At 60.8% G+C, this 22,167-nt stretch carries 22 protein-coding genes; 21 read left to right on the plus strand and 1 reads right to left on the minus strand.

Going from position 1 to position 22,167, the window contains the following annotated elements; translation table 11 throughout:
- Positions 1 to 14 precede the first annotated feature (14 nt).
- The 14 genes from ACFPN9_RS20100 (at position 15) to ACFPN9_RS20165 (ending at position 12,634) form a co-directional block, all read left to right on the plus strand.
- Positions 15 to 1,646 carry a CTP synthase gene (locus tag ACFPN9_RS20100; protein ID WP_377817482.1) on the plus strand — a complete coding sequence of 544 codons (1,632 nt, stop codon included), beginning with the start codon at positions 15 to 17 and terminating at the stop codon, positions 1,644 to 1,646.
- 135 nt (positions 1,647 to 1,781) lie between these two features.
- Positions 1,782 to 3,188, plus strand: coding sequence for a ribonuclease J (locus tag ACFPN9_RS20105; protein WP_377817483.1), 1,407 nt, complete (start codon positions 1,782 to 1,784; stop codon positions 3,186 to 3,188).
- Positions 3,189 to 3,259: 71 nt separating this feature from the next.
- Positions 3,260 to 3,739 (plus strand): dUTP diphosphatase, encoded by a 480-nt coding sequence (gene dut, locus ACFPN9_RS20110; RefSeq protein ID WP_377817484.1) that lies wholly within the window; start codon positions 3,260 to 3,262, stop codon positions 3,737 to 3,739.
- A complete protein-coding gene (locus ACFPN9_RS20115; protein ID WP_377817485.1) occupies positions 3,736 to 4,146 on the plus strand; it encodes a hypothetical protein in 411 nt (136 codons plus the stop codon). Before dut ends, ACFPN9_RS20115 begins: the two co-directional genes overlap by 4 nt.
- A gap of 174 nt (positions 4,147 to 4,320) precedes the next feature.
- Positions 4,321 to 4,506, plus strand: a complete 186-nt coding sequence (locus ACFPN9_RS20120; protein ID WP_377817486.1) for a hypothetical protein — start codon at positions 4,321 to 4,323, stop codon at positions 4,504 to 4,506.
- A 9-nt stretch (positions 4,507 to 4,515) separates the two neighbouring features.
- Complete coding sequence (locus ACFPN9_RS20125) at positions 4,516 to 5,325, plus strand: thymidylate synthase (protein ID WP_377817487.1); 810 nt, start codon at positions 4,516 to 4,518, stop codon at positions 5,323 to 5,325.
- Between the two features lie 22 nt (positions 5,326 to 5,347).
- Positions 5,348 to 5,842, plus strand: a complete 495-nt coding sequence (locus tag ACFPN9_RS20130; protein WP_377817488.1) for a dihydrofolate reductase — start codon at positions 5,348 to 5,350, stop codon at positions 5,840 to 5,842.
- 104 nt (positions 5,843 to 5,946) lie between these two features.
- On the plus strand, positions 5,947 to 6,651 hold the full coding sequence (locus ACFPN9_RS20135; protein WP_377817489.1) for a hypothetical protein: 705 nt from the start codon (positions 5,947 to 5,949) through the stop codon (positions 6,649 to 6,651).
- Between the two features lie 12 nt (positions 6,652 to 6,663).
- The gene (locus ACFPN9_RS20140; RefSeq protein WP_377817490.1) at positions 6,664 to 8,490 is read left to right on the plus strand and encodes a hypothetical protein; all 1,827 of its coding nucleotides are present in this window, start codon (positions 6,664 to 6,666) and stop codon (positions 8,488 to 8,490) included.
- Positions 8,487 to 9,596, plus strand: coding sequence for a DNA-methyltransferase (locus ACFPN9_RS20145; protein WP_377817491.1), 1,110 nt, complete (start codon positions 8,487 to 8,489; stop codon positions 9,594 to 9,596). Before ACFPN9_RS20140 ends, ACFPN9_RS20145 begins: the two co-directional genes overlap by 4 nt.
- Before the next feature lie 10 nt (positions 9,597 to 9,606).
- On the plus strand, positions 9,607 to 10,056 hold the full coding sequence (locus ACFPN9_RS20150) for a hypothetical protein (protein ID WP_377817492.1): 450 nt from the start codon (positions 9,607 to 9,609) through the stop codon (positions 10,054 to 10,056).
- Between the two features lie 133 nt (positions 10,057 to 10,189).
- Complete coding sequence (locus ACFPN9_RS20155) at positions 10,190 to 10,732, plus strand: LabA-like NYN domain-containing protein (protein ID WP_068079085.1); 543 nt, start codon at positions 10,190 to 10,192, stop codon at positions 10,730 to 10,732.
- A gap of 67 nt (positions 10,733 to 10,799) precedes the next feature.
- Positions 10,800 to 12,095 carry an ActS/PrrB/RegB family redox-sensitive histidine kinase gene (locus ACFPN9_RS20160; protein WP_068203782.1) on the plus strand — a complete coding sequence of 432 codons (1,296 nt, stop codon included), beginning with the start codon at positions 10,800 to 10,802 and terminating at the stop codon, positions 12,093 to 12,095.
- Complete coding sequence (locus tag ACFPN9_RS20165) at positions 12,092 to 12,634, plus strand: thermonuclease family protein (protein ID WP_377817493.1); 543 nt, start codon at positions 12,092 to 12,094, stop codon at positions 12,632 to 12,634. Before ACFPN9_RS20160 ends, ACFPN9_RS20165 begins: the two co-directional genes overlap by 4 nt.
- Before the next feature lie 29 nt (positions 12,635 to 12,663).
- On the opposite strand, the gene ACFPN9_RS20170 is transcribed toward ACFPN9_RS20165, so the two are convergent.
- Positions 12,664 to 15,024, minus strand: a complete 2,361-nt coding sequence (locus ACFPN9_RS20170; RefSeq protein WP_377817494.1) for a hypothetical protein — start codon at positions 15,022 to 15,024, stop codon at positions 12,664 to 12,666.
- An 856-nt stretch (positions 15,025 to 15,880) separates the two neighbouring features.
- On the opposite strand from ACFPN9_RS20170, the gene ACFPN9_RS20175 reads away from it, so the two are divergent.
- The 7 genes from ACFPN9_RS20175 (at position 15,881) to ACFPN9_RS20205 (ending at position 22,162) form a co-directional block, all read left to right on the plus strand.
- Complete coding sequence (locus ACFPN9_RS20175) at positions 15,881 to 17,287, plus strand: AAA family ATPase (RefSeq protein ID WP_377817495.1); 1,407 nt, start codon at positions 15,881 to 15,883, stop codon at positions 17,285 to 17,287.
- 19 nt (positions 17,288 to 17,306) lie between these two features.
- Positions 17,307 to 18,260, plus strand: a complete 954-nt coding sequence (gene trxB / locus ACFPN9_RS20180) for a thioredoxin-disulfide reductase (protein ID WP_377817496.1) — start codon at positions 17,307 to 17,309, stop codon at positions 18,258 to 18,260.
- 88 nt (positions 18,261 to 18,348) lie between these two features.
- Positions 18,349 to 19,446, plus strand: coding sequence for a 2'-deoxycytidine 5'-triphosphate deaminase (locus ACFPN9_RS20185; RefSeq protein ID WP_377817497.1), 1,098 nt, complete (start codon positions 18,349 to 18,351; stop codon positions 19,444 to 19,446).
- Between the two features lie 61 nt (positions 19,447 to 19,507).
- Entirely contained in the window at positions 19,508 to 20,107 is a 600-nt protein-coding gene (locus ACFPN9_RS20190; protein ID WP_377817498.1) for a L,D-transpeptidase, read from the plus strand.
- Positions 20,108 to 20,205: 98 nt separating this feature from the next.
- Positions 20,206 to 21,426 carry a hypothetical protein gene (locus tag ACFPN9_RS20195; RefSeq protein ID WP_377817499.1) on the plus strand — a complete coding sequence of 407 codons (1,221 nt, stop codon included), beginning with the start codon at positions 20,206 to 20,208 and terminating at the stop codon, positions 21,424 to 21,426.
- 173 nt (positions 21,427 to 21,599) lie between these two features.
- Positions 21,600 to 21,860 (plus strand): hypothetical protein, encoded by a 261-nt coding sequence (locus tag ACFPN9_RS20200; RefSeq protein ID WP_068204024.1) that lies wholly within the window; start codon positions 21,600 to 21,602, stop codon positions 21,858 to 21,860.
- 2 nt (positions 21,861 to 21,862) lie between these two features.
- Entirely contained in the window at positions 21,863 to 22,162 is a 300-nt protein-coding gene (locus ACFPN9_RS20205; RefSeq protein WP_068308008.1) for a hypothetical protein, read from the plus strand.
- Positions 22,163 to 22,167: the final 5 nt, after the last annotated feature.

The following is a 22,167-nucleotide window of genomic DNA, read 5'->3' on the forward strand; positions in this document are numbered from 1 at the left end:
GCAGAGGAATTTCCATGGCCCGATATATTTTCGTAACCGGCGGTGTCGTCTCCTCCCTCGGCAAGGGTCTTGCCGGCGCCTCTCTCGCGGCGCTGCTCCAAGCACGCGGATATAGTATTCGCATGAAGAAGCTCGATCCCTATCTTAACGTCGATCCAGGTACGATGGGGCCCGACCAGCATGGTGAGGTTTTCGTGACCTCAGACGGCGCCGAAACTGATCTCGATATTGGTCATTACGAGCGCTTTACTGGCCGACCTGCGACCAGCACGGATAGCATCTCGCAAGGGCGTATCTTCAGCAACATCATAGCCGCGGAACGCCGTGGCGACTTCCTCGGCAAGACGATCCAGATCGTTCCTCACGTCACCGACGCCATCAAGGCATTCATCACCAGCGAGAATTCCGGCTTCGATTTCGTCATGATCGAGATCGGCGGAACGGTCGGCGACATCGAGGCGCAACCATTCTACGAAGCAATCCGACAGCTGCGCCAGGAGATGCCGTATTCCGACACGCTGTCGATCCACCTGACCCTGCTGCCCTACATCCCGACGGCCGGCGAGCTCAAGACGAAGCCTACGCAGCACTCTGTCGCGACGCTTCGTTCGATCGGGATCCAGCCCAACATCCTTCTGTGCCGGTGCGACCGCGCGATCCCGCCGGAAGAGCGGCGAAAGCTCGCGTCGTTCTGCAGCGTCGCTCCCAGCGCCGTTATCGAAGCCCTCGACGCATCCAACATCTACGACGTCCCAATGGCCTATCACCGAGAGGGGCTGGACGCTGAGGTGCTCCGCCATTTCGGGATTACGGACGCGCCCGCCATCAACCTCGCTCCATGGCTGGCCGTCACCGATGCCATCAAGAACCCAAGGGCGAGCATCACAGTCGGCGTCGTGGCGAAGTACCCTCACAAGGACGCCTACAAAAGCCTCGTCGAGGCCATCGCCCACGGCGGCGTGGCAAACAAAGCCGGCGTGAAAATCGAGTGGATCGACAGCCAGAGCCTGGAGAGCGGCGACCTGACCGCGCTCATGGGGGTCGACGCCATCATCGTTCCCGGAGGCTTCGGTCAACGCGGGACAGAGGGCAAAATTGCGGCGATCCGCTACGCCCGCGAGTCGGGAAAACCCTTCCTCGGCATTTGCCTGGGTATGCAATTGGCCTGCATCGAAGCTGCGCGCCATCAGATCGGGTTAAAAGCCGCCAGCTCCACCGAGTTCGGTCCGACTGAGGCGCCCATTGTCGCTCAGATGATGGAATGGATGAGCGACGGGCAGATCGAGAAGCGCGCCGAAAACGGCGATCTCGGCGGCACCATGCGTCTCGGGGCCTTCCCGGCAGTGCTTGAAACGGGCTCACTCGCACACAAGATCTATGGCGAGACGACGATCTCGGAACGACATCGGCATCGCTACGAGGTGAATGCGCGGTACCGCCGTGCCCTCGAAGATGTGGGTCTTCGCTTCAGCGGCCTCTCGCCGGACGGACTACTTCCGGAAATCGTCGAACGCCGGGAATCCTTTTTCATAGCGGTCCAGTTTCATCCCGAGCTCGTCTCCCGACCGCTTTCACCGCATCCGCTCTTCGCAGGCCTCGTAGAGGCGGCCCTGCTTGGTCAGTCCAAGGCAGCCCTCGCTGCATGAGCCCAACCGCAAACCGGCCGTCCCCAGGACGGCCGTCGGAATCCAATGAACGAAACACCTCTCAGAATTCCCCACCCAGACAGACACTCGATCCTGGTTCTCCCTATCGGGGGAACCAACCAGGTCGGATCCAATATGACCCTCGTGGGCTTCAACGGTCGCTGGATACTCGTCGACGCTGGCGCCACATTCGCGGCCGCAGACAATAGCGAAGCCGCCGAATTCGCGACGGCGCTCGGTGGCACTATGGGCCCGATCATTCCCGACCTGAGTGCCGTAAAGGATATCATCCCGCGATTGGACGGCATCGTCCTCACTCATGCCCACGAAGACCATATCGGAAGCCTCAGCCTCATCCACCGGTTCAAGGATCAGTGGCCCGGGATCGACAAGGTCAAGATCTATGCGACCAGCTACACCGCCGCGATCGTCCGGGCGCGGCTTCAAGAGATCGGGACGAACCCTCGCATCACGACCGTGCCGTTTGCCCGCAGGCAAGCCGTAGGCCGCTTCGGCGTCGAATGGGTGCAGGTCACCCACTCCGCGCCCCAGACAACCGCACTGGCGATCTCCTGCGGCGCTGGCACCATCATCCTCGCCAGCGACTTCAAGCTCGACAGCCGCCCCATGCTGGGCGCCAGTACCGACACCCGCCGCCTCGAACAGATCGGCCGCTCTGGCGTTCTCGCCCTTCTCGCAGACAGCACGAACGCCCATCGATCGGGCCGCTCGACCTCCGAGCATGACGTCCACCAATCGCTTGAGGTGATCATGAGGTCGTTCCCGGGTCGCGTCTTCGTATCGACATTCGCTTCGAACCTCGCCCGCCTCGAAAGCATGCGCCTGGCAGGCAAGAATTCTGGTCGCCACCTCAGTCTCGCGGGTGGATCGCTACACCGAAACAGCACGATCGCCGAAAAGGTCGGGATCCTGCGGCCGGCGGGCCGAGTACTATCGTCCAGGTCTATGTCAGCCCTGCCCAGAGACAAGGTTGCCTATCTCTGCACGGGCAGCCAGGCCGAACCCAACTCGGCGCTCTCGAGGATGGCGACCAATCTGGAAACCGGCCTCTCCCGCAAGAACGACCCCACCATTGGTCGCGGCGACCTCATCGTCCACTCCGCACGCGTCATTCCGGGAAACGAAAAGGCCGTCGATGAGCTGTTCGGTACGTTCGAAAAGAACGGGGTCTACGTCATGAGGGCCGACCGACCGGTTCACGATCTCACGGTTCACGCATCGGGTCACGGGCACTCCGACGAACTGAGCGACCTCTATCGCATGGTGCGGCCGAGGTTCGCGGTACCGATCCACGGCGATCGCCACCTGATCTCCGCACACATTGACCTCGCGCGGGGAATTCCGTCGGTGGCCGACGTGCTGTCACCACAGGAAGGTCAGATCCTTCGCATCAGCGCGAACGGCATGTCGATCATCGGAGCGATCAGAACCCACGCTCTCGCATCAATCCGCATCGGCGGCTCAGATGACAACGTCAGGCTGGCGCGCTGGAAATCCCACCACGCGCCACTTGCCGCCTAGGGGCCACGGGTGAAATAACTCCGGCCGCCGCGCAACAATCCCGCACTCGAAATAGAGCCGAATTTCCAATCATGCCTCCGATCGTCAAAATGCGCCGCCTCTCCGACGAGGTTCTCGGGGCCCCTGGCCGTTCCGGACTCCCCCTCCCGCAGTACCAAACGGCCGGCGCGGCAGCATTTGACCTTGCCGCGGCACTGGCCGAGCACGAGATCGTAACCGTCCTTCCGCAGCAGGTGGTTCTCATTCACACGGGATTTTCGATGGAAATCCCAGTCGGCTATGAGGGGCAAATTCGTGCGCGGTCCGGGATATCGGTGAAGCACAAAATAATCCCGATAAACGCGCCCGGGACGATTGACTCAGATTACGTAAAAGGCCCGGTTATGGTCGCCTTGTACAACGCCGGTCTCGAGCCGTACCAGGTCACCCGGGGCATGCGCATCGCCCAGATGGTGATCGCCCCAGCCGAACAGGCCGTGATCCAGGAAGCGTTCGACGCTCCGCCCGAAACCGCGCGCGGTGCCGGCGGGTTTGGCTCCACCGGCGCGTGAACAAGGTCCTCGCTGCCGGCATAACGCTGTGCGCCGGCCTCACTCCAGGCGTTCTGTGGTTGCCAACCTACCTTGGGCTTCAGCAACTCGAGCACGTCAGCCCATGGACAGCCATGCTTATCAGCTCGTCGGCCGGCATCGTCTACATCCGACTGGCCGCGCTGCTTTTCCGCCGGCCGTTGAGGCTGCCGCTATGCCTTGGATCATCAACGCTCCTGATCCTCACCAGCTACGTCTGGTCCGCGATCGTTTTCAGCGTCATCGCCGGCACCCTTCCCGACGCAACCCTTTTCGCTGCGGCCCTCTTGGGCCTCGCCGCGTCGGCGTTCGGGTTTACGATCATTTTTGCGGGAGACACCCCAAAAAAGGGAGGCTCCCCTTCCGAAGAGCCTCCCGTCATCGACTAGCAGCGCTGGGTCAATCCGCGAACCAGCTGTGCTCGCGCCGATAAATCCCGTTAAACCGCACATGACACAAATCGTCAATCGCGGTATAATAACGGGAATTACCGCATATTTCTTGCCGCATGCGCGGCCCATTTCCTTAGGCACGCAATGAGCCCTGAGATCAACGATATCATCATGGCCCTGAAGGCCCATGCAGCGCTATATTGGAATCTGCCCCTCATCAAAGCGAACAAGGAAGTATATATCGGCGCCGTTCTGGGCGCTGGCATCCTTACTCGCATGCTTGGGGGCCCACTAAAGCTTGGGGCGCTCATTTTGGCGTTCTATACCCCATACATATGGTTCAATTATTTTGCTTGAGATTGCACGATGACCAGACACCCCGAGTATCAGTATCACGACCTGCTCCGACGCGTTCTGGACGAGGGCGTCCGCAAGGACGACCGCACGGGCACGGGCACGATCGCGGTCTTCGGCCACCAGATGCGCTTCGATCTGAGCCAGGGCTTCCCGCTCGTCACCACCAAGAAGCTGCATCTGAAGTCGATCATCCATGAGCTGATCTGGTTCCTGCGCGGCGACACCAATGTTCGCTATCTGCAGGAGAACGGCGTCACCATCTGGGACGAATGGGCCGACGAGGAGGGCGATCTCGGTCCGGTCTATGGCCGGCAGTGGCGCTCCTGGGCGGCGCCGGATGGCCAGACGATCGACCAGATCGCCTGGCTGGTGAACGAGATCCGGCGCAATCCGGATTCGCGCCGGCTGATAGTCTCAGCCTGGAACCCGGCCGACATCCCGAAGATGGCGCTGGCACCCTGCCACTGCCTGTTCCAGTTCTTCGTCGCCGAGGGCAAGCTCTCCTGCCAGCTTTACCAGCGCTCAGCCGACGTCTTCCTCGGCGTGCCCTTCAACATCGCGAGCTATGCGCTGCTGACGCATATGGTGGCGCAGGTGACGGGACTGGCGGTCGGCGATTTCGTCCATTCCTTCGGCGACACGCATCTCTATGTGAACCATCTCGACCAGGCGAAAATGCAGCTGACGAGGGAGCCGCGCGCGCTGCCCAAGCTCACCCTCAACCCGGCCGTTACGAAGCTCGAGGATTTCAGCTTCGCGGATGTGACCGTCGAGGGATATGACCCGCACCCGGCGATCAAGGCGCCGATCGCAGTGTAGAGAGATTGGGGCAAAGAGACCCGTGAAAATAACACTGATTGCCGCAATGGCGCAGAACCGCGTCATCGGCGCGAGCGGCGCCCTTCCCTGGAACCTGCCGGAAGATCTCAAGCACTTCCGGCGGGCGACATGGGGAAAGCCCATGATCATGGGGCGGGTGACCTATGACTCGATCGGGCGGCCACTGCCGAACCGCCAGACAATCGTGCTGACACGCAGCCTGGTCGAGATATCCGGCTGTTTTGTCGCCCCCAGCTTCGACAACGCCATGGAGACCGCCCGAGAGCTCGCCTGGGCGATGGGCGTCGACGAGATCACCGTCGTGGGCGGCGAGCAGATTTATCGGTTGGCGATGCCACAGGCCGATCGCATCCTGCTGACGGTGGTTCAGCGTTCGGTAGACGGTGACGCCATCTTTCCCGAAATCCCTACTGACCAATACGAGCTCGTGAAATCGCGGTCCGCAAAGGACGGTGAAGAGGAACTCGCGTTCCTTGAGTATCAGAAAATTGCGTAGGGCCTGAAGGCCTAAAAATCCCAGAAAAACCATTGCAGTGACCGGCGCTTAGCCGACCGGCCTGCTGAATTGCGAACCGGCACCTGTTGACCGGAGGAAGAGTCATGGAAAATTCCGATTTCAAATTGAAGAATTCTCATCGGGTTGCGGCTCTCAAGCTCGCGATCGAGCGTATCAATGACCAGAAGGTCAAACCCCTTTATCATCGCCGCGAGCAGCTTAATCTGCGCGTCGCGCAGCTCGCGATGGAAACGCTCCTCGATAGCGCCAAGCCGTTCAGCGGCATGGAGCATCTCATCGATGCCGGCATCTGCGTGAGAGAGAGTGCGCTGAAACTCGGCCAGTACGTGGAGCCTGTGCTGGGCGTCGCCGTCATCAACCCGAGCCTCGGCGAGAACTGGCATGTGCTCACCGACCATTCCGGCCGGAGCCTCATCAAGCTCGTTCACGGACAAACCGACGAGCTGAGCATGCCACAAGCAGTCGCCACGTTCCGTCCAAGCGGGCCGGCCCCGACGGGCCACATGGTTCCTGTCGCGACACTGGACTGGGTGCTCAGGCATCTTCACGCACGCGAATTGCCCAACCCGATCGCGCCACTCATTTCGGAGATATTGGACGACGTCGTGCCGGCGATCCTGGGATCGTTCGAACAGGTCACAGAGATCGTGAAGCTCATTGGCAGCTGCATGAACCACTCAGACCTCGTGCGCGCCTTCCCCGCGGCCGCTTCGCTATTCCAGCCTAAGCAGCACGAAACGCCGCCGGCCAGCGCTGCCGCGTTGAACCTCCTGCACGCTCTCTCCTGATCGGAATTCGCTATGACCGCCACCACGCAAATTTCTGCCTCGCTCGGCCGCAAGCTCCTCCAGAACGCAGACCGCTATTTCACAAATGACGACGCGACGATCCTGGATGAGATGATCCAGAACGCTCGGCGCGCCGGCGCGGGCATCATCACCTTCACCGCAGACGGATCCGACCTCATCATCACGGATGACGGCAAGGGCCTCCCCGCAGAGAAGGCTGGCGTTCTGCTCGCTCTTGGCGACAGCAACAACGACGACGTCGTCGAGACGGCCGAGAATGCAGCTGGGCTCGGATTCTTCTCGCTCGCGAATTTCGACGTCGAGGTCCTTTCACAGAACTGGTCGCTCACGGTACCCAAAGCTGCCTTCACCGGCGCCGAGTCGGCCACGCTGCGGACAGGTCAGGGCTATCGAACTGGCCTCACCATCCGGATCCGCGAATTCCTCGCTGGAAAGACCCTCCTGATCGTCGCAGAGATGATCCTGAAAGCAGCGCGCTACAGCACGCTCACGGCTGAGCTCATCGGCTTCAACCACCCCGCCCCTCGCCAAAAGCCCGCAGATTTCATGGCAGACCACGCCACTGGCTGCCCGCACGAGAGCATCACGTCGCACGGCATGACCGTAACCGTGGTGCGAACCCCGCGCCCGTTGGCCAAGCAGGCGTTGATCAACTTCTTCGGAAAGGTGATCACGCACACACTCTTCAGCGAGACCGGCATTCCCGAGTCTGAGAAAATCGCGCTTTTGGACGAGCGCGGCGGCGTCGTCGACGACACGGTCTACAACCTCATCCTCGTGGACGTGCATGACACCACGACCCTGAAGCTTCAGCTCCCGCAGCGCCAGGCGCTCATCGTAAATCGCGGGCTCGAGATCGTTCGCGACATGGCACGCCGCGCCTATGTGGCGCTCCTGAAGCGGAATGGCGTTGCAAACGGCCTGCCCGCGACGGACAAGCTGCGGAGGAAGTTCAATGACATCCCCGCACCGCGCGTCGCAGTGGCGGCGATTGACGGCGAGCGCTTCATCAGCATGGCAACTGAGCTTAAGGGCCGCAATTCGACTGTGCCGCTCTCCCACGCGTTCGCAATGAACGAATATCAAATCAGCCTCACAGACGGATCCCTGCTACGGAGCCTGCTCTCGAGCATCGAGCCTGCCCCCTTCGCAAGCGACCGTCTGTTCTGTGCCGAGGACCTCGCCAAAGCATACTCTGTCGAACAATTCGGCATGGTGTCCGGCATCGACCTCGTGATCACGAAGGACGAGGACGAAAATGTCATCCGCCTTAGCGAACCCAGCGTGAGCGATAGAAAGACGTTCTTCGCAGAACTCACGATGGACGAAGTCGAAACAGCCGTAGCCGACACCGATATCGACATGTACGTCGACAAGGTCGTGGACGGCCTGGCGCTAAAATTCATCTGCACGACTTCCGATGCGCAGGAAGTCACCCTCGCGCACCCCATCGCAGGCTTTTTCTTCACCGAAAACGGCGATTCATGGGAGCCCAAGATCATCATCTCCAGGGGCCGCGAGGGCTCTCTCCCGAGCATGATGGTCGAGGGTATCGACTGGTATAGCGACGATGCTGGCTCGAACTCCTACGACGATCAGCAGAACGATCACGATCGCCAGTACACGCGCCTCGTCGGCGCCATCACCGGAAAGCAAGGTGAGAACTTCGTCGATGAGATACGAGATCGCGTACGCGAAATCCTCTACTCCTATGACGTCGACGCCATCGCGAACGCCGGCGCCTGCAACCTGAAAATCTCCATCGATCCGACGAAATTCGGCTGGGACGCTGTCACCATCGAGAAGATCGCAGCATGAATGACCGCATCGACATGGACGACCCGTCAGAGACCCAGATGCTCGCCGATCTCGCGACGATGAGCTACGAAGACGTCGCAAGACGGCATCGCTGCAGCCGTGGAACGGTCTACCGGATTGCTCTCAAGCATGGTGCTCGGAAAACCGAGCATCGCATTCATGAGCGCGCCCGAGAGCGCGATGGGCGTCGGCTCGAAATGCTCAAAGCGGTCCTCGAGCAAACCGCCACCGCGAACGTCCTCGATTATCTCGAAGGGATTCCCGACGACGCCGCGCAGATGATTCTGAGTTCCGTGCCCTATAACGTCGGCGTCGGCTATGGCGGCGGAGCTTCGGCCGATGCCATGCGGTATGGCTACTATATCGGCTGGCTCATGCAGATCATTTGCGAGGCCTCCCGCGTCATCCGCGACGGCGGCACGCTCTTCCTCCAGCTCGGCTCAACCAGAGACGAGACAGGAACGCTCACCCCGCTCGATGTGCTGCTGTTCGATCACATCAAGCGGTGCGGCCTCCGGTTTCAATCCCGCGTCATCTGGCAAATCCCCCACGGCCTCACACCGAAGCGGCGGCTCGCCGAGCGGCATGAAACGGCGCTGATCTTCTCGAAGGGCGAACCACGCGTATTCAACCCAACGCCTGGCCGGCAGCCGCAAAAGCAGCCAGGAAAGCGTGCGTTCAAGGGGCCGCGAAAGGGGCAGATCTCGTCGAACTATCTCGGCGCGCACCCGACCAATGTCTGGGCGATCGGCAACGTCGGGCATAATCACCCGGAAAAAACAGGGCATCCCGCTCAATTCCCGCTCGAGTTGGCCCGCCGGGCAATGCAGATCTACAGCATGCCCGGCGACCTCGTGATCGACCCTTTCTCCGGGTCCGGCACCACCCATGTGGCCGCCATCCAGACGGGACGGTCATTCAGCGGGTGCGACCTGTTCTACGAGGATCTCAGACGCGAACGGCTGAAGACCGCGTTCCCCGATCTGGTATCCCATCTGCCCGGCGTCACCGCCGAGACTCTCGCAGTCTGGAAAGCCGAGGCGCGTCGGGTCGACCTTCCGGCAATCCAAACCGACGTCGAGCATGCTCAAATGGCGCTGATCTGAAGGACTTTCGATGGCCAATGACCCGACCGCCCGCCTCGCGCTGAATCTATCGTTCGATATCGCCTTGCTGCCTGGCATGATGCGAGCCATGCGCCTTATGCCGGCTGTCGCTCTCGCGAGTTCCGGGAGCTCGGCCTTTCGCGAAGCTTTCCGGCAAATCCAGACGCAACTGCTCCATCAAAGCCCTCTCAGCGAGCTCGACGTCATCGATGACAGCGCCTGGTTCAATATGGTCACGTCGCTCAGGTCCGCCACGCGCATATCCATTCGGCGCGAAACCAAGCGGCACTCGGACAGGCACGACACAATTGTGTCGATCGACAACCTGGAATTCACAGTCGCGAGGGACCAACCGAAGGAACACCCCGCCTACGACGAGATCGAGGCGATCATTCGGTCGCTCGCACCCTCTGCAGCACGCTGGCAGACGCGCGCCGGACCAAAGCAGAGGGCGCAATAAATTCCTCTTAAAATATTGGCGCTGAAAAACATTTATAGCCCCTCCTTCCGCGCCCTCGGAAAGTGGATTATACGAGTATATCCCATCGATTTTTAGATGGCCCATTTTAGATTTTAATTTCAGGGCATTTCATATGAAGCCGGTTGAGCGCGCCGCTCTCGTCATTGACGGACCAAATTTCTATTTTGCCTGCAAAAATCTCGGCTTCAGCGTTGATTGGAAAAGGCTGCTTCAGCACTTTTCCAATGGCTCGCCCAACACGCGAGCCTACTATTACACCGCAGTCCTCGACGGTGCAGACGACCCGCTGCGCCCGACCCTCGACTGGATGGACTACCACGGCTTCAAAGTCGTCACGAAGCCCGTCAAGGAGTTCAAGACCGCCGACGAAATCCGCCGCAAGGGGAACATGGACGTCGAGATCGCGGTCGACTGCGTCGAGATGGCCGACCGGCTCGAGCGCCTCGTCCTGTTCTCAGGCGACGGTGACTTCCGGCGCCTGGTCGAAGCCGTCCAACGAAAGGGCGTTCACGTCACCGTCGTCTCGACCACTGGGATGATCGCCGACGAGCTGCGGCGCGAGGCGGATACCTACATCGACGTCTCGAGCATCCAGCAGCAGATCAAACGGATCCAGGACGCTCCTGCCAGTCGGGAGCTCTCGATCGCAAGCTGACCATCGTCGGCTCAATCCCCACTGTGGGCGGCACCAATTTGTCGTCCCAACGCAATTCGAGCCCAACATGACCAGCAAAGTTGGCGAGGCGGATAGCCGCCTTCGCCTCGACACGCTTTTGGACTTGCGGTGGTGTTCCATCGCAATCCAGACCATGGCGATCCTCGTGGCGAGCGTCGGCTTCAACCTCACCTTCAATTATCGCCTCTGCCTGCTCCTGACGGCGACGTCCGCCGTTCTGAACGTCGTACTGGGGCGCAGTCAGCCGAAGGGCAGTCACGTCAGGATCTCCGCCGCGGCTACCATTCTCGCATTCGACATCGCGCTGCTTACCGCCCTCCTGTTCCTCACAGGCGGCCTCAGCAATCCGCTAGTGACCCTCTACGCCATACCGATCCTGATTGCAGCCACTGCGCTTCCCGGTGCAATCACCTTCGCTCTCAGCATCGCGGCTCTTGTCCAGTCATGCGCTCTGATTTTCTTTCACCGGCCGTTCCCGTGGTTTGGCGAGCAACCGATGGATTTTCCGATCCTGCTCACGACATCCATCTGGGGAGCGCTCGCATTCACCATCGGACTGTGCGCCGTATTCACGGCACGCATCAGTTCAGAGAGCCAGCGGGCTTCCGACGCTCTCGTCGCCGTTGAACGCGTCCTTGAGAAGGAAAAACACCTCAGTCAGCTCGACGGCTTAGCGGCCGCTGCAGCTCATGAACTGGGAACGCCGCTGGCGACCATCGCACTCGTCGCGAAAGAGCTCCAGAACGATCTGCCCCCGACAGAGTTGGTGCAGGAGGATCTCGCCCTCCTGAGAAGCCAGGTTGAGAGGTGCCGCCTCATCCTGTCGAAGCTCGCCGTACTCGGACAGCAGCAGGACGACTTCCTCGACAAAATTTCGATCGACCACCTGGTAAGCGAGGTGACCAGCCATCAGGCGGCTGTGGGACGCTCGATCGACTACAGGAAGGCCGGCACCGGCGACGAGCCCGTGATCCTCAAAAACGCGGCCATGCTTCACAGCCTGACCAACCTGATCGACAACGCTGCCGACTACGCCCGGAAGAAGATCTCCATACGAGCTACGTGGTCAACAGATCAGGTCGCACTCGAGATCAAGGACGATGGGCCGGGCTATCCGGCGCACCTGATTGCCAGGATAGGTGAGCCATATCTCACGCCGGCCGGTACGAAAGCGGATATGCGACGCAATGGATCATCCGGACTCGGGATCGGCCTTTTCATCTCGAAGACCCTGCTCGAGCGGTCTGGCGCCCGCGTGATATTCACCAACGCACGCGGAGCGGAAACCGGAGCGATCGCGCGCATCATTTGGCCCCGCGCCCTGGTATCACCATCGCCATGATATCCCGTATCCAGAGAGCTTCGCTGACAGCCGCCGCAGCAGCCATCGCCTCCGTGTTTGGCGCTGGCATCATTCAATCCTACTCGGCGCCTCCTCCTATCATCCGAGGGCAGGCAACCGTGATCGATGGCGACACGATCGAAATCCAAGGCTCACGCATTCGGCTGGCGGCCGTCGACGCCCCTGAATCGGATCAGCTTTGCGAGAACGACGTCGGACGACGATATCGGTGCGGTCAGACGGCATCATTTGCGCTCGCCGATTTTATAGGACGGTCGCTTGTCACCTGCACTGCCGAGATCGATCGCTATGGCAAACCGCAGACCTCGTACGATCGAACGATCGCGGCATGCCGGGTAAACGGAGCGGATCTCGGTGCCTGGCTTGTCGAACGCGGCTGGGCCGTACCCTATTGGACCTACGGCGGCGCCCGATATCGCAGCCAGTACGAGCAAGCTCGGCAATCGCGCGTGGGAATTTGGGCCGGCCGTTTTGAGGACCCATCGGAACACCGCGCACGGAAGCGCGGGCCGAAATGAAAAGGGGCGCTAATTGCGCCCCTCTCCGATCAATTCGCGACCTTGCCACGGAGAAGCAGAGCTCCCCCGTCGACCACGTATTTTATCTTCCAAAGCGACGCTTCGCCGATGCTCGGAACGGTCAGCGTGATGACGCTCGACTTCGCCGATGATGGCTTCCGGCCGCCAGCTTGCTTCGCGATCTTGATGTCCCGTCCGTTGGCGGAGGACACAAAAACGGCCTCGTCATCGGCAAACCCAGCCGCCTGCCACACCTTACGACCAATCTGCATCGTCGTGGTCTTCCCTGAACTCAGGACCATGACATCAGAGGTGACCTTCGCCTTTGCCCAGTCGACCGAGCTGAAGCTATCCGCAGCAGGTGAAGCCTTGGCAGCATCAGTCGAACTTGGCACCGCGGCGTCCTTACGCGGCCTGCCACGGCCACGCTTGACTACAGGTGCAGCGACAGGATCGGCCGCAGCTTCAGGCGTCGCTGCCTTGGGCTTCGGCCCGCGGCGCTTCGGGGCAACATCCTGGGCTGGCGCAGCGGCCGGGGCCGCCACAGCCTCAGGGGTCGCTGCAGCCTTTGGCTTGCGTCCACCACGTTTGCTCTCAGGGGCAGTGGTAGGCTCTGCCGCACGCGCTGCGGTCTCCACGATGGCTGCCGCCTTGGGCTTACGCCCGCGGCGCTTGCCCGCAGGGGCAACAGCGGGCTCTGGCGTAGGATCTGGCGCGGCCACCATCTCGGGGATCGCGGCAGCCTTGGGCTTGGGTCCACGGCGCTTGCCCTCAGTGGCAGCGACGGGCTCTGGCGCAGATGCTGGAGCAGTCTCAACGACGGAAGGCGCCTTCGATTTCCGTTCAGCTTTAGCCTTGGTCGGCACTGCCTCAGCCGCAGGAGCTTCATTGACCGCTGTCTGTCCCGACTGCGTAGCAGCTGCATCGCGCCCCTCAGCCTCGGACACAGCGGTTGCCGTCGCCTCCTTGGCGGCCTCCTTCGCGGTTGTCGCGACAGGTTTCTCTCTGATCGCAGCCAGTGCCTCGGCGCGAGCGGCTTCCGGGTCCTCGCTCGCTGCAATCGCCGCAAGCTGCTCCGCACTTAGTGCGTTTTTGGACGGCCGACCGCGACCACGCTTGAGCCCCAACTCTGCGAGCCGCTGCTGCTCACGACGGAATTCCTCCATCTGAGCCTTGGTCCGCCGGAACCTCTTGCCGGAAGCCGTTGCCTCACCTTCGGCGCTAACCTCCGCAGGCCTAGCCGTCTCCGCCAGCATTTCTGCAGCACCCTTAGGCACCACTGGCGTCGCGCCCTTTGCCTTGCCGGCGCGAGGCTTCGCATCACCCGACTTGGCGGCCTTTGCTGCCTTTGCTGCTTTTGCGGCCTTAGCGGGCTTAGCGGACTTGCCAGGCGCCTTGCGGGTTTCGGTAACCGCAGGGGCCTGATTCATCGGCGAAACCAAGCTGGGCAATACACGCGGAGTGACAGGCTTGGCCACAGGCGCCGGTTCGACCGCGGCCTCTGTCGTGGCTGGCGCCGTAGTCTCAGCACTGGCCTTCGCCGGCTCAGCGACTTTCGGCGCTTCGGCGGTGGTTTCGGCTGGCGCCTCTGTGATCGCTGCCGGAGCGGCCGCTGGGCTGGTCGATCCGAGATCGCGAGGTTGCGAAATCTCTTCGCGAAGCCCACCGGCTGTCAGATCCTGCGCACTCGCAACGACCGGCGCGATGCGAGAAATCAATTCGATGTTCTGTTTCTGCAGCAGAGCATGCAGATCGGCTTTGTCGCGGTTCTCGACAATCGCCGCGGCCTGGACCTGCGCCATCAGGCTGATCTGCTCGGCCATTGATGTCAGTGCCGCGGCAAGGACGGACATGTCTCTTCTGAGCGCACCGTCCGCCTCGCTCCGATCCGTCGCAAATGGGCGATCGACAGATGGTGATGACTGAGCCGGCGGCACAGCCGCACGGGCCACAGGTGCCCGGAACACAGCTTCAGCGGCCGCTCGCGGTTCCGGCTTTACGCCGCCGAGTGTCAACGTCGGCTTCGCACCCGCGAAAACCGAATTTAGCGACGCTTCAGCCTGCTGCCTCGCACGAGACATTCGGCGCGCCCCTGCGACCTCGACGACAACAGGACTGCCCTCACCCATTTTTTTCGGCATGAATACGAGCTCCGCTAGCTGCCCGGGGGAGAGCACCATCTCCGCCGGATTATTGGATGATTGATCGTTGGCGAGCTGGGAATTTGGATCACGGCCCAAACATGTTGGGCAAACATCGGCATCACGCATCTTTCCAAGCAGCCAGCCCCGCTGCTCGAATTTCTCAGCGACGCGCGCGTCGGATTTGATCCCGTTTGCCTCGTAGACCGATGCTCTGGGGCATCTGGAACACTGAAGCTTATAGGTCACTTTGGTCGGACGACCGCCCGCGCGGACTATATCCGCGGGAAATTCATGCGCCCGGCGAACGGAAGAGTCCGCCGTTGGCTTTCCAGATTGGTCTCTCAGATGCATTTAAGAGGGCCCAAACGTTCGGTGGTCACTGCGAGTCGAAGCATCCAAGCCTTCAAATTTCAGTCCGCGGGCAAAGCATGTCCACAAGCAAGCGGCCATTCCATGACACTTTCAGGGCCCCTTGACCAGACCAAAAATCCGGCCGTTTCAATATTAGAATGACCATCCGACCCCGCTCACCTCAATGCCGGCTCGCCTCCACGCCGCGAACGCCTTGAGCATTACAACCAAAGCGGCACGAATATTCACAAACGCCCTCCACACGCAGTGGTTCCACCGCATGTAATCATGAGGTGCCGCAAGATTAGTTTGGGAAGGCATTGCGCCTAATCGCCAGTGATTTGCGGTGATACGCGATAAAATCGAAATTGCCGGGCGCGCATGCTTGAAAAATAAAACAATTCTCCAGCGCGAATGCCGCGGGCGCCTGAAATAATTGGCACATTGGCCTTGAGCTCATGCGCGAATTCAAATTGCTGCCATGAAATTTGCGACAATTTTCGAAACAATTTTCCGTTCCCGTTCGCCGCAGTCCGCAATAGCCCGGACAGGCGCGGGACAGAGCGAACTCATCAATTTAGGGATTGGGTGATCCCCGACCCTGCGGCGTGGCAAACCCAAATAAATCACGAACGCGGCATCAATTGGAATTCCGTGGCTGATTTTCAGACGCTCACTCGCAGCCGCCTGTTTGAGCCTTGTGGCCGCCTACGCTATAATGCCAACCATATTTCCGCTTTCGAGGCATTATATGAGCATATCATCCGGCAATTTTGCCGGCGCAGCCGATATTCGCGCGCCGTCATCCAGTTTTTCCGAAATGGCTTTGCGGCAAAAACAGATCGAGCCTGCTCTGAGATATTGGCTCGATTCAGAGCCCGACGAGTCAGCCGTCAACGAAATTCGAAAAGCCATAGCGGACTGCCTCGAACTCGTCTTTCCCGGTCAGATACGCGACTGGATTGTGACCACGGCAACCGCCATTCTCAACGGCATACCGCTCGCGGAGGTCGTGAACCTCAAGGCCGAAAAGTGGGCCATCGACCCGACAGATGAGCGAGCCAACGCCGCCAGGTTCAGCCTGCTTTGGCTCGCGGCACGCGACGGGGACACCGTCGCCCTGGGACTGATCGCGCGCCTTCTGTTTCTCCCGCCCATGATGTCGGGAGCCGATCAGGCGGCTGCGTTGCGTGCAATTGCGCGACTGGCATCCTTGCACGCACAGAGCGTCGATTGGAGCCTCCTTACGCCCGAAGCCGACCCGAACCAATTCCAGCTCTACGACGCAGATGAACCGCATCAAGCGTCGTTCAGCACCGCAATCGTGGATTTCGCGCCGCCGGCTACCGGCCGAGGCAATCCCCTGAACACGGTCGTTTGCGCAACTCGTGAAATTCTCAATGACGCCGAGGCCGAAATCCGGCGCGCATTTCCCTGGATGTCGGAGGCTGCGCAGACCCTCTTCAGGTCTCAATCCCTCCGCGTCCTCGAAGGGGCAGCGCCCTACCGGTTTCCCCCAAGCCTCCTCATCGGGCCATCCGGAACCGCGAAAACGTCCTTCGCCTACGCACTCTCGGAAACGATCGGCGTGCCGGTTTTCTACGTGTCGGCCGCGGGAAGAACGGGGTCGCTCGAAATCGTCGGAAGCTCCCGATCCTATGAGCACGCTTCCCCCTCCGTTGGCGTTCGTGCAATGGGCCAGCTCCAGTGCCTCAACCCGATCATCATCGTCGATGAAGTCGATAAATTCGGGCTGAGCCTGCACAACGGTGACCCCTATGGGGCTCTCGCAACCATGATCGAGAGCCATACAGCGCGGGCCTATATCGACGATTATCTCGAGGCACCCGTCGATCTATCTCAGATTTCCTGGATCTTCACGGCGAACGCGATCGAGCCTCTCAAAGGGCCATTTCTCGACCGTCTGGAAATCATCCGCGTCCAGCGCCCAACCGTCGATCATTTCCCTGCGATCTATTCGCACGCACTCCGCGAGATCGCGCGTGAAGCGGGAATTGCTGACACCAGTTTGCCCAAACTCGACCCCAGCGTCGTCAGGGCCATTCGCGACAGCTTCCGGACTGGAATTTCGCTGCGCCGCGTAAAGGGCGCCATCACAAAGAGCCTCGAAATCGCGGCCGAACATAAACCCAATTGACCCTTTCAAGCAGCAAGCCATGCACTCCAAAGTCATCATCATCGGCTCCGGCCCCGCCGGCTATTCGGCCGCAATTTACGCGGCACGCGCCATGCTCGACCCCATCATCATCACCGGCATTCAGCCGGGTGGGCAGCTCACGATCACCACCGATGTCGAGAATTATCCTGGCTTCGCTTCGTCGATCCAGGGCCCCTGGCTCATGGACCAGATGAGGGCACAGGCCGAGCATGTCGGGACAAAGATCGTCGCCGACCATATTGCGCGCGTCGATCTCTCCAATCGCCCGTTCACGCTTTGGGGCGACGGGGGCGAAATCTACACCTGTGACGCGCTGATCATCGCCACCGGTGCACAGGCGAAATGGCTCGGACTGCCCAGTGAGCTCCTCTACAGATCAGGCGGGGTGTCCTCGTGTGCCACGTGCGACGGGTTCTTTTACCGCAACAAAAAGGTCGTTGTCGTCGGGGGCGGAAACACCGCCGTGGAAGAGGCCCTCTACCTCGCAAACATCGCGAGCGAGGTCACACTCATCCATCGACGTGACACGCTGCGTGCCGAGCGGATCATGCAGGAGCGCCTTTTGCGCCACCCGAAGGTGAAGATCGCCTGGAATTCCGAGATCGCGGAAATCTGCGGCACGCAGTCACCAGCCACGGTCACGCATGTCAAAATCCGTGATGTCACGACCGGCGCCTTCCGCGACCAGCCAACAGACGGCGTCTTCGTCGCGATCGGCCATCGACCCGCGATCGACCTCTTCGTCGGCCAGCTCGAGCTGACTGCAAATGGCTTCATCAAAACCGACCCGGCCACAGCTCGCACCAGCGTAGAAATGTGTTGGGCCGCCGGAGATGTAGCCGACGAGCACTGGAAGCAAGCCATTTACGCCGCCGGCATGGGCTGTGTCGCCGCCCTCGACGCCGAGCGAGCGCTCGCAGCAGCCGAAGCGCAGATTTCGATCGCGGCCTGACGCCCCGCAACCCATCAGCCCTCCGTCGGTTACGTCCGACGACGCCGTCGACCGATAACGCAGTCGGCGGCCATACATGGATCTCCCGATGAGACATGAAGCCGGCAACGGCGTTCTTTCAGACACCCAGATCCGCATTCTCCTCAGAGAGGGCGGAATTCTGGGGCCCGTGCTCGCAGACAGACAGGTTCAACCAGCCAGCCTCGACCTGAGGCTCGGCGACAGAGCGTACCGTATCCGCGCAAGCCTCCTGCCTGGCCACGAGACGGTCGCCAAAGCCATCGAAGCCGTTACCCAGGAGGTCTTCAACCTCGATGATCGCAATGGCCTCGTGATCCCCCCTGGATCCATTTTCCTTATCCCTCTCCAAGAGAGCCTGCAGCTCCCACTGGGGATTTCAGCTCGCGCGAACCCCAAGAGCTCGACGGGTCGGCTCGACATCTTCGTCCGGGTCATCACGGACTACGGCACAGCCTACGAACAGATCCCGGACGGCTATCAGGGGCCGCTCTGGCTTGAGGTTGCCCCAATCACCTTCCCAGTACGGGTTCGTAAGGGCTCGCGCTTGAGCCAAATCCGATTCCGCAGCAGCTCTCACGCCATGGCGGATGAAGAGATCACGAGCGCACTCGCCGCGGACGCACTGCGCGTGGAAGGCCCGGCAAATCTGCGAAATGGCCTGTGCCTGGGATTGAACCTCGATTTCGGCCAGGGGCGCCCCATCGGATGGCGCGCACGCCGCCACACAGACGTCATTGATGTCGATCGCGTCGGCCACTACGACGCCATGGAGTTTTTCGAACCCGTCTACCCTCGGAATGGCGGGACATTCGTCCTCGACCCGGGCGAGTTCTACATTCTGGCATCTGCGGAGAGATTTGAAGTATCAAATCTCCTATGCGCAGAAATGATACCGGTAGATACAGATTTAGGTGAGTACCGCGGGCATTCCGCGGGCTTCATCGATTGCTTCTTCGGATGGAACAACCCATCGAGACTTGTTCTTGAGCTTCGAACACGCGATGTCCCGTTCCTTGTAAGACATTCGCAGCCGATCGCAAGACTGGCCTTCGAGCCAATGTCAGGCGCTCCGTCTATGGGATATGGCGAAGACGGCAAGTCGAACTACCAGGGGCAAAGCCTCCGTCTTTCGAAAAACTTCCGCGAAGAGTCCTACGCCGCATAGCCGGCGCGACGCCTCACCGGCCGACCTCAACCTCGATGCTGCGTTCAGGGATAATCCCACGATGACACTGCCACTTCCGACACTCGCTGCCGTGCTTCTGAGCATCACGCTGAGCGGTGCGGCCGCCGCCCAGCATCGTCAATCAATCGCCGGTCAGTCCGAGTTCAGCCCGACATCCCTGGTGCCGCTCGCCGGCGACGAGGACGTTCAACCCATGATCGTCAGAACGTCGCGCGCGGTCGCCTTCGAGACCCAGCATCCTCCCGGAACGATCGTGATCTCCACGTCGATGAGGGCGCTTCACTTCGTGACCGGCGACGGCAAGGCCATCCAGTACAGCATCGCTGTCGGCAAAGACCGCTTCGCGTGGACCGGGCAGGAGAAGGTAACGAGAAAGGCTATGTGGCCAGACTGGCGCCCTCCGGCCGAGATGCGGAAGCGTCGACCTGGACTGCCGCTCCTTGTCGAGGGCGGGCCAGACAATCCTCTCGGTGCACGTGCAATCTATCTCGGAAGCACGCTCTACCGAATTCACGGATCAAACGAGCCCGGAACGATCGGGCAAGCCGTGTCGTCCGGCTGCATAAGGCTCTCAAACGAGGACGTCATTGACCTCTATGAGCGCGTTCGCATTGGCGCCGAAGTCATCGTCGAGCCGTAATTCCGAAAATCCGGAATCACCAAATCAAAGGCCGGGAAAACCCGTTTTCGAGCCTTTTTCACAATCTAAATCCCAAAAAACGACACGCAGGAATTCAAATGACGCAGGTCGATTCCGCCCTCGGAAATCCGCTGGTCGAAAGCATCTTCAGCTACGCCGGCCAGATCCTCTCAAACCGACCCGTCAACTTTCTCGGGGTTGGCAATGACGGCCCCGCGCTTCAGGGGCTCGCAGAGCGCACCTTTGGACAGCGCCTCACCGGCAGCCGCGTCATGATCTCTCTGAAGGGATACATGCACGGCAATACGAAAAAGCCCGACCCTGCTTCCATCGACCTCCTGTTCATCGACGCACGCGATCACGACCGCGCAAAGCTGAGCGACAGCGTCAAGGAGGCGCTGCAAGCGTCGGCACCCAGAGCCCGCATCGCACTGATCGTGAAACTGGACGTGCTTGAGAGCCAGGAAACGCTCGCACTGCGCCAGCTGGTCACCGATCGCTACAGCGTCACTCACATTCATGTTTCAGGTGACGACGCGGACGGTGCCGTGATCTGGATCGGCAATGCTGCCCCCTCAATCAAGCAGGCGGTCGTGCTGAGCCGCGGGGGGCTGCCAACCTCGCCGAAACACATGATCGATATCCCGATCAACGCTGTCCGAAACACCGAGAACTGGGCGGATATAGTCCCGGGTGACGCGGTCAAAAACGCCGCTACAGCAGATCAGCTCAGCTCCTATTTCGACATTCGCCCAGGGGTCACGACAGGCAACGACAACCTGCTCATCCTCCCGACTTCCGAGATCGAACGGCTCGGCCTCGAGGCGGAGGCCTTCCGGCCGGTACTCCCCGACCCGTCGCAGATCGATGACGAAATCATCGAAGGAAGGCCTGGCGGTTTCCCGGACACAAATGAGCGTCTGATGATCCTCCAGGTCGACAGCGACACCGACCTGAAGGATCGCTATCCGAACCTGTCATCGCACCTCGAAACGGCAGTCGCATCGGAGGCAGCTGCATCGCCGTCCTGGTATGCGCTCGAGAAGCCCCCCGTGCCGCCGATTGTCTGCGCAGCCAGAGACGGCCAGCCTTGCTGCTTCTTTCTGAATCGAAGCAAGGCGATCGCGACGGACAAATTCGTTGCGCTCTATCCAAAGCCGCCGGTCGCCGCGGCGATCGCCTGCAACGCGAGCCTCGTTGCCCAGATTTGGGGTGAAATCACCAAGGCCGTCGACGACGCAAGCCAAGACGTGACGCTCGAAAATCTACCCCGATTTGAGGTGCCCGGGCTCAAAAGAATCCTGCCACTGGCGAACTGAGACACCATTCCCCACGAAGCCGCCCTGATCACATCAGGGCGGCTTTTCTCATTTTATAAGGCCTAACCCAAGTCGTGCCGCCGCTGGCGTGACAATCCCAAAAAGACGGGTGGTTGTGGCCGAACCGGCAAATTGTTCGCAACGCTCATTCAAATCCCAGGAAAGGCGACAAGATGATTGCCAAGACTTCTGCGATTGATCCCGCAATCCGCGCTTTCTGCGCGCTGAACAGCCTTCGGAACCGTCTCGCTCTCGAGTTCCAGGCCATGACGTTCCGGTCCACCGCCGTCGCCGGCGGCATGGTCGGCGCCATCATTCCGCTGGCGCAGTTCGCGTACGAAGAGCCCCTGAAGGGCCTCATCCTGGCGGCGATGCTTCCCACGCCGACCGTGCGTCGTCTCATCAGTTCGGCCGCCGGCGTCAAAGCTCGCTGACAATGCGCCACCACTACCTGAGGACCGAGCCCGCCGCCTCATCCGCGCATTGGGCGGTCGGCAGATGTGCGACCCCCACCGAACCGGTGCTCATCCAAATCGGCGACGCCAAAGGCGGGCAAGCGCGAACCAGCAACACAACAAGCGAAGCGATCGCCTTCGCGCAGCAGCTTCGCAGCGTGCTCCAGTTCGCAGATCGAATTCCGATCAGCCTGACCGAGAACGGCGAGACCGTGCGCATCGTGCTCCATCGCGAAGACGGCCTTGAGCTGGCCGACGCGATCGAAGCGATCACCCGCTGATCACA

It is taken from the genome of Allobosea massiliensis (genome assembly GCF_042655245.1).
GTDB classification, from domain to species: Bacteria; Pseudomonadota; Alphaproteobacteria; order Rhizobiales; family Beijerinckiaceae; genus Allobosea; species Allobosea massiliensis.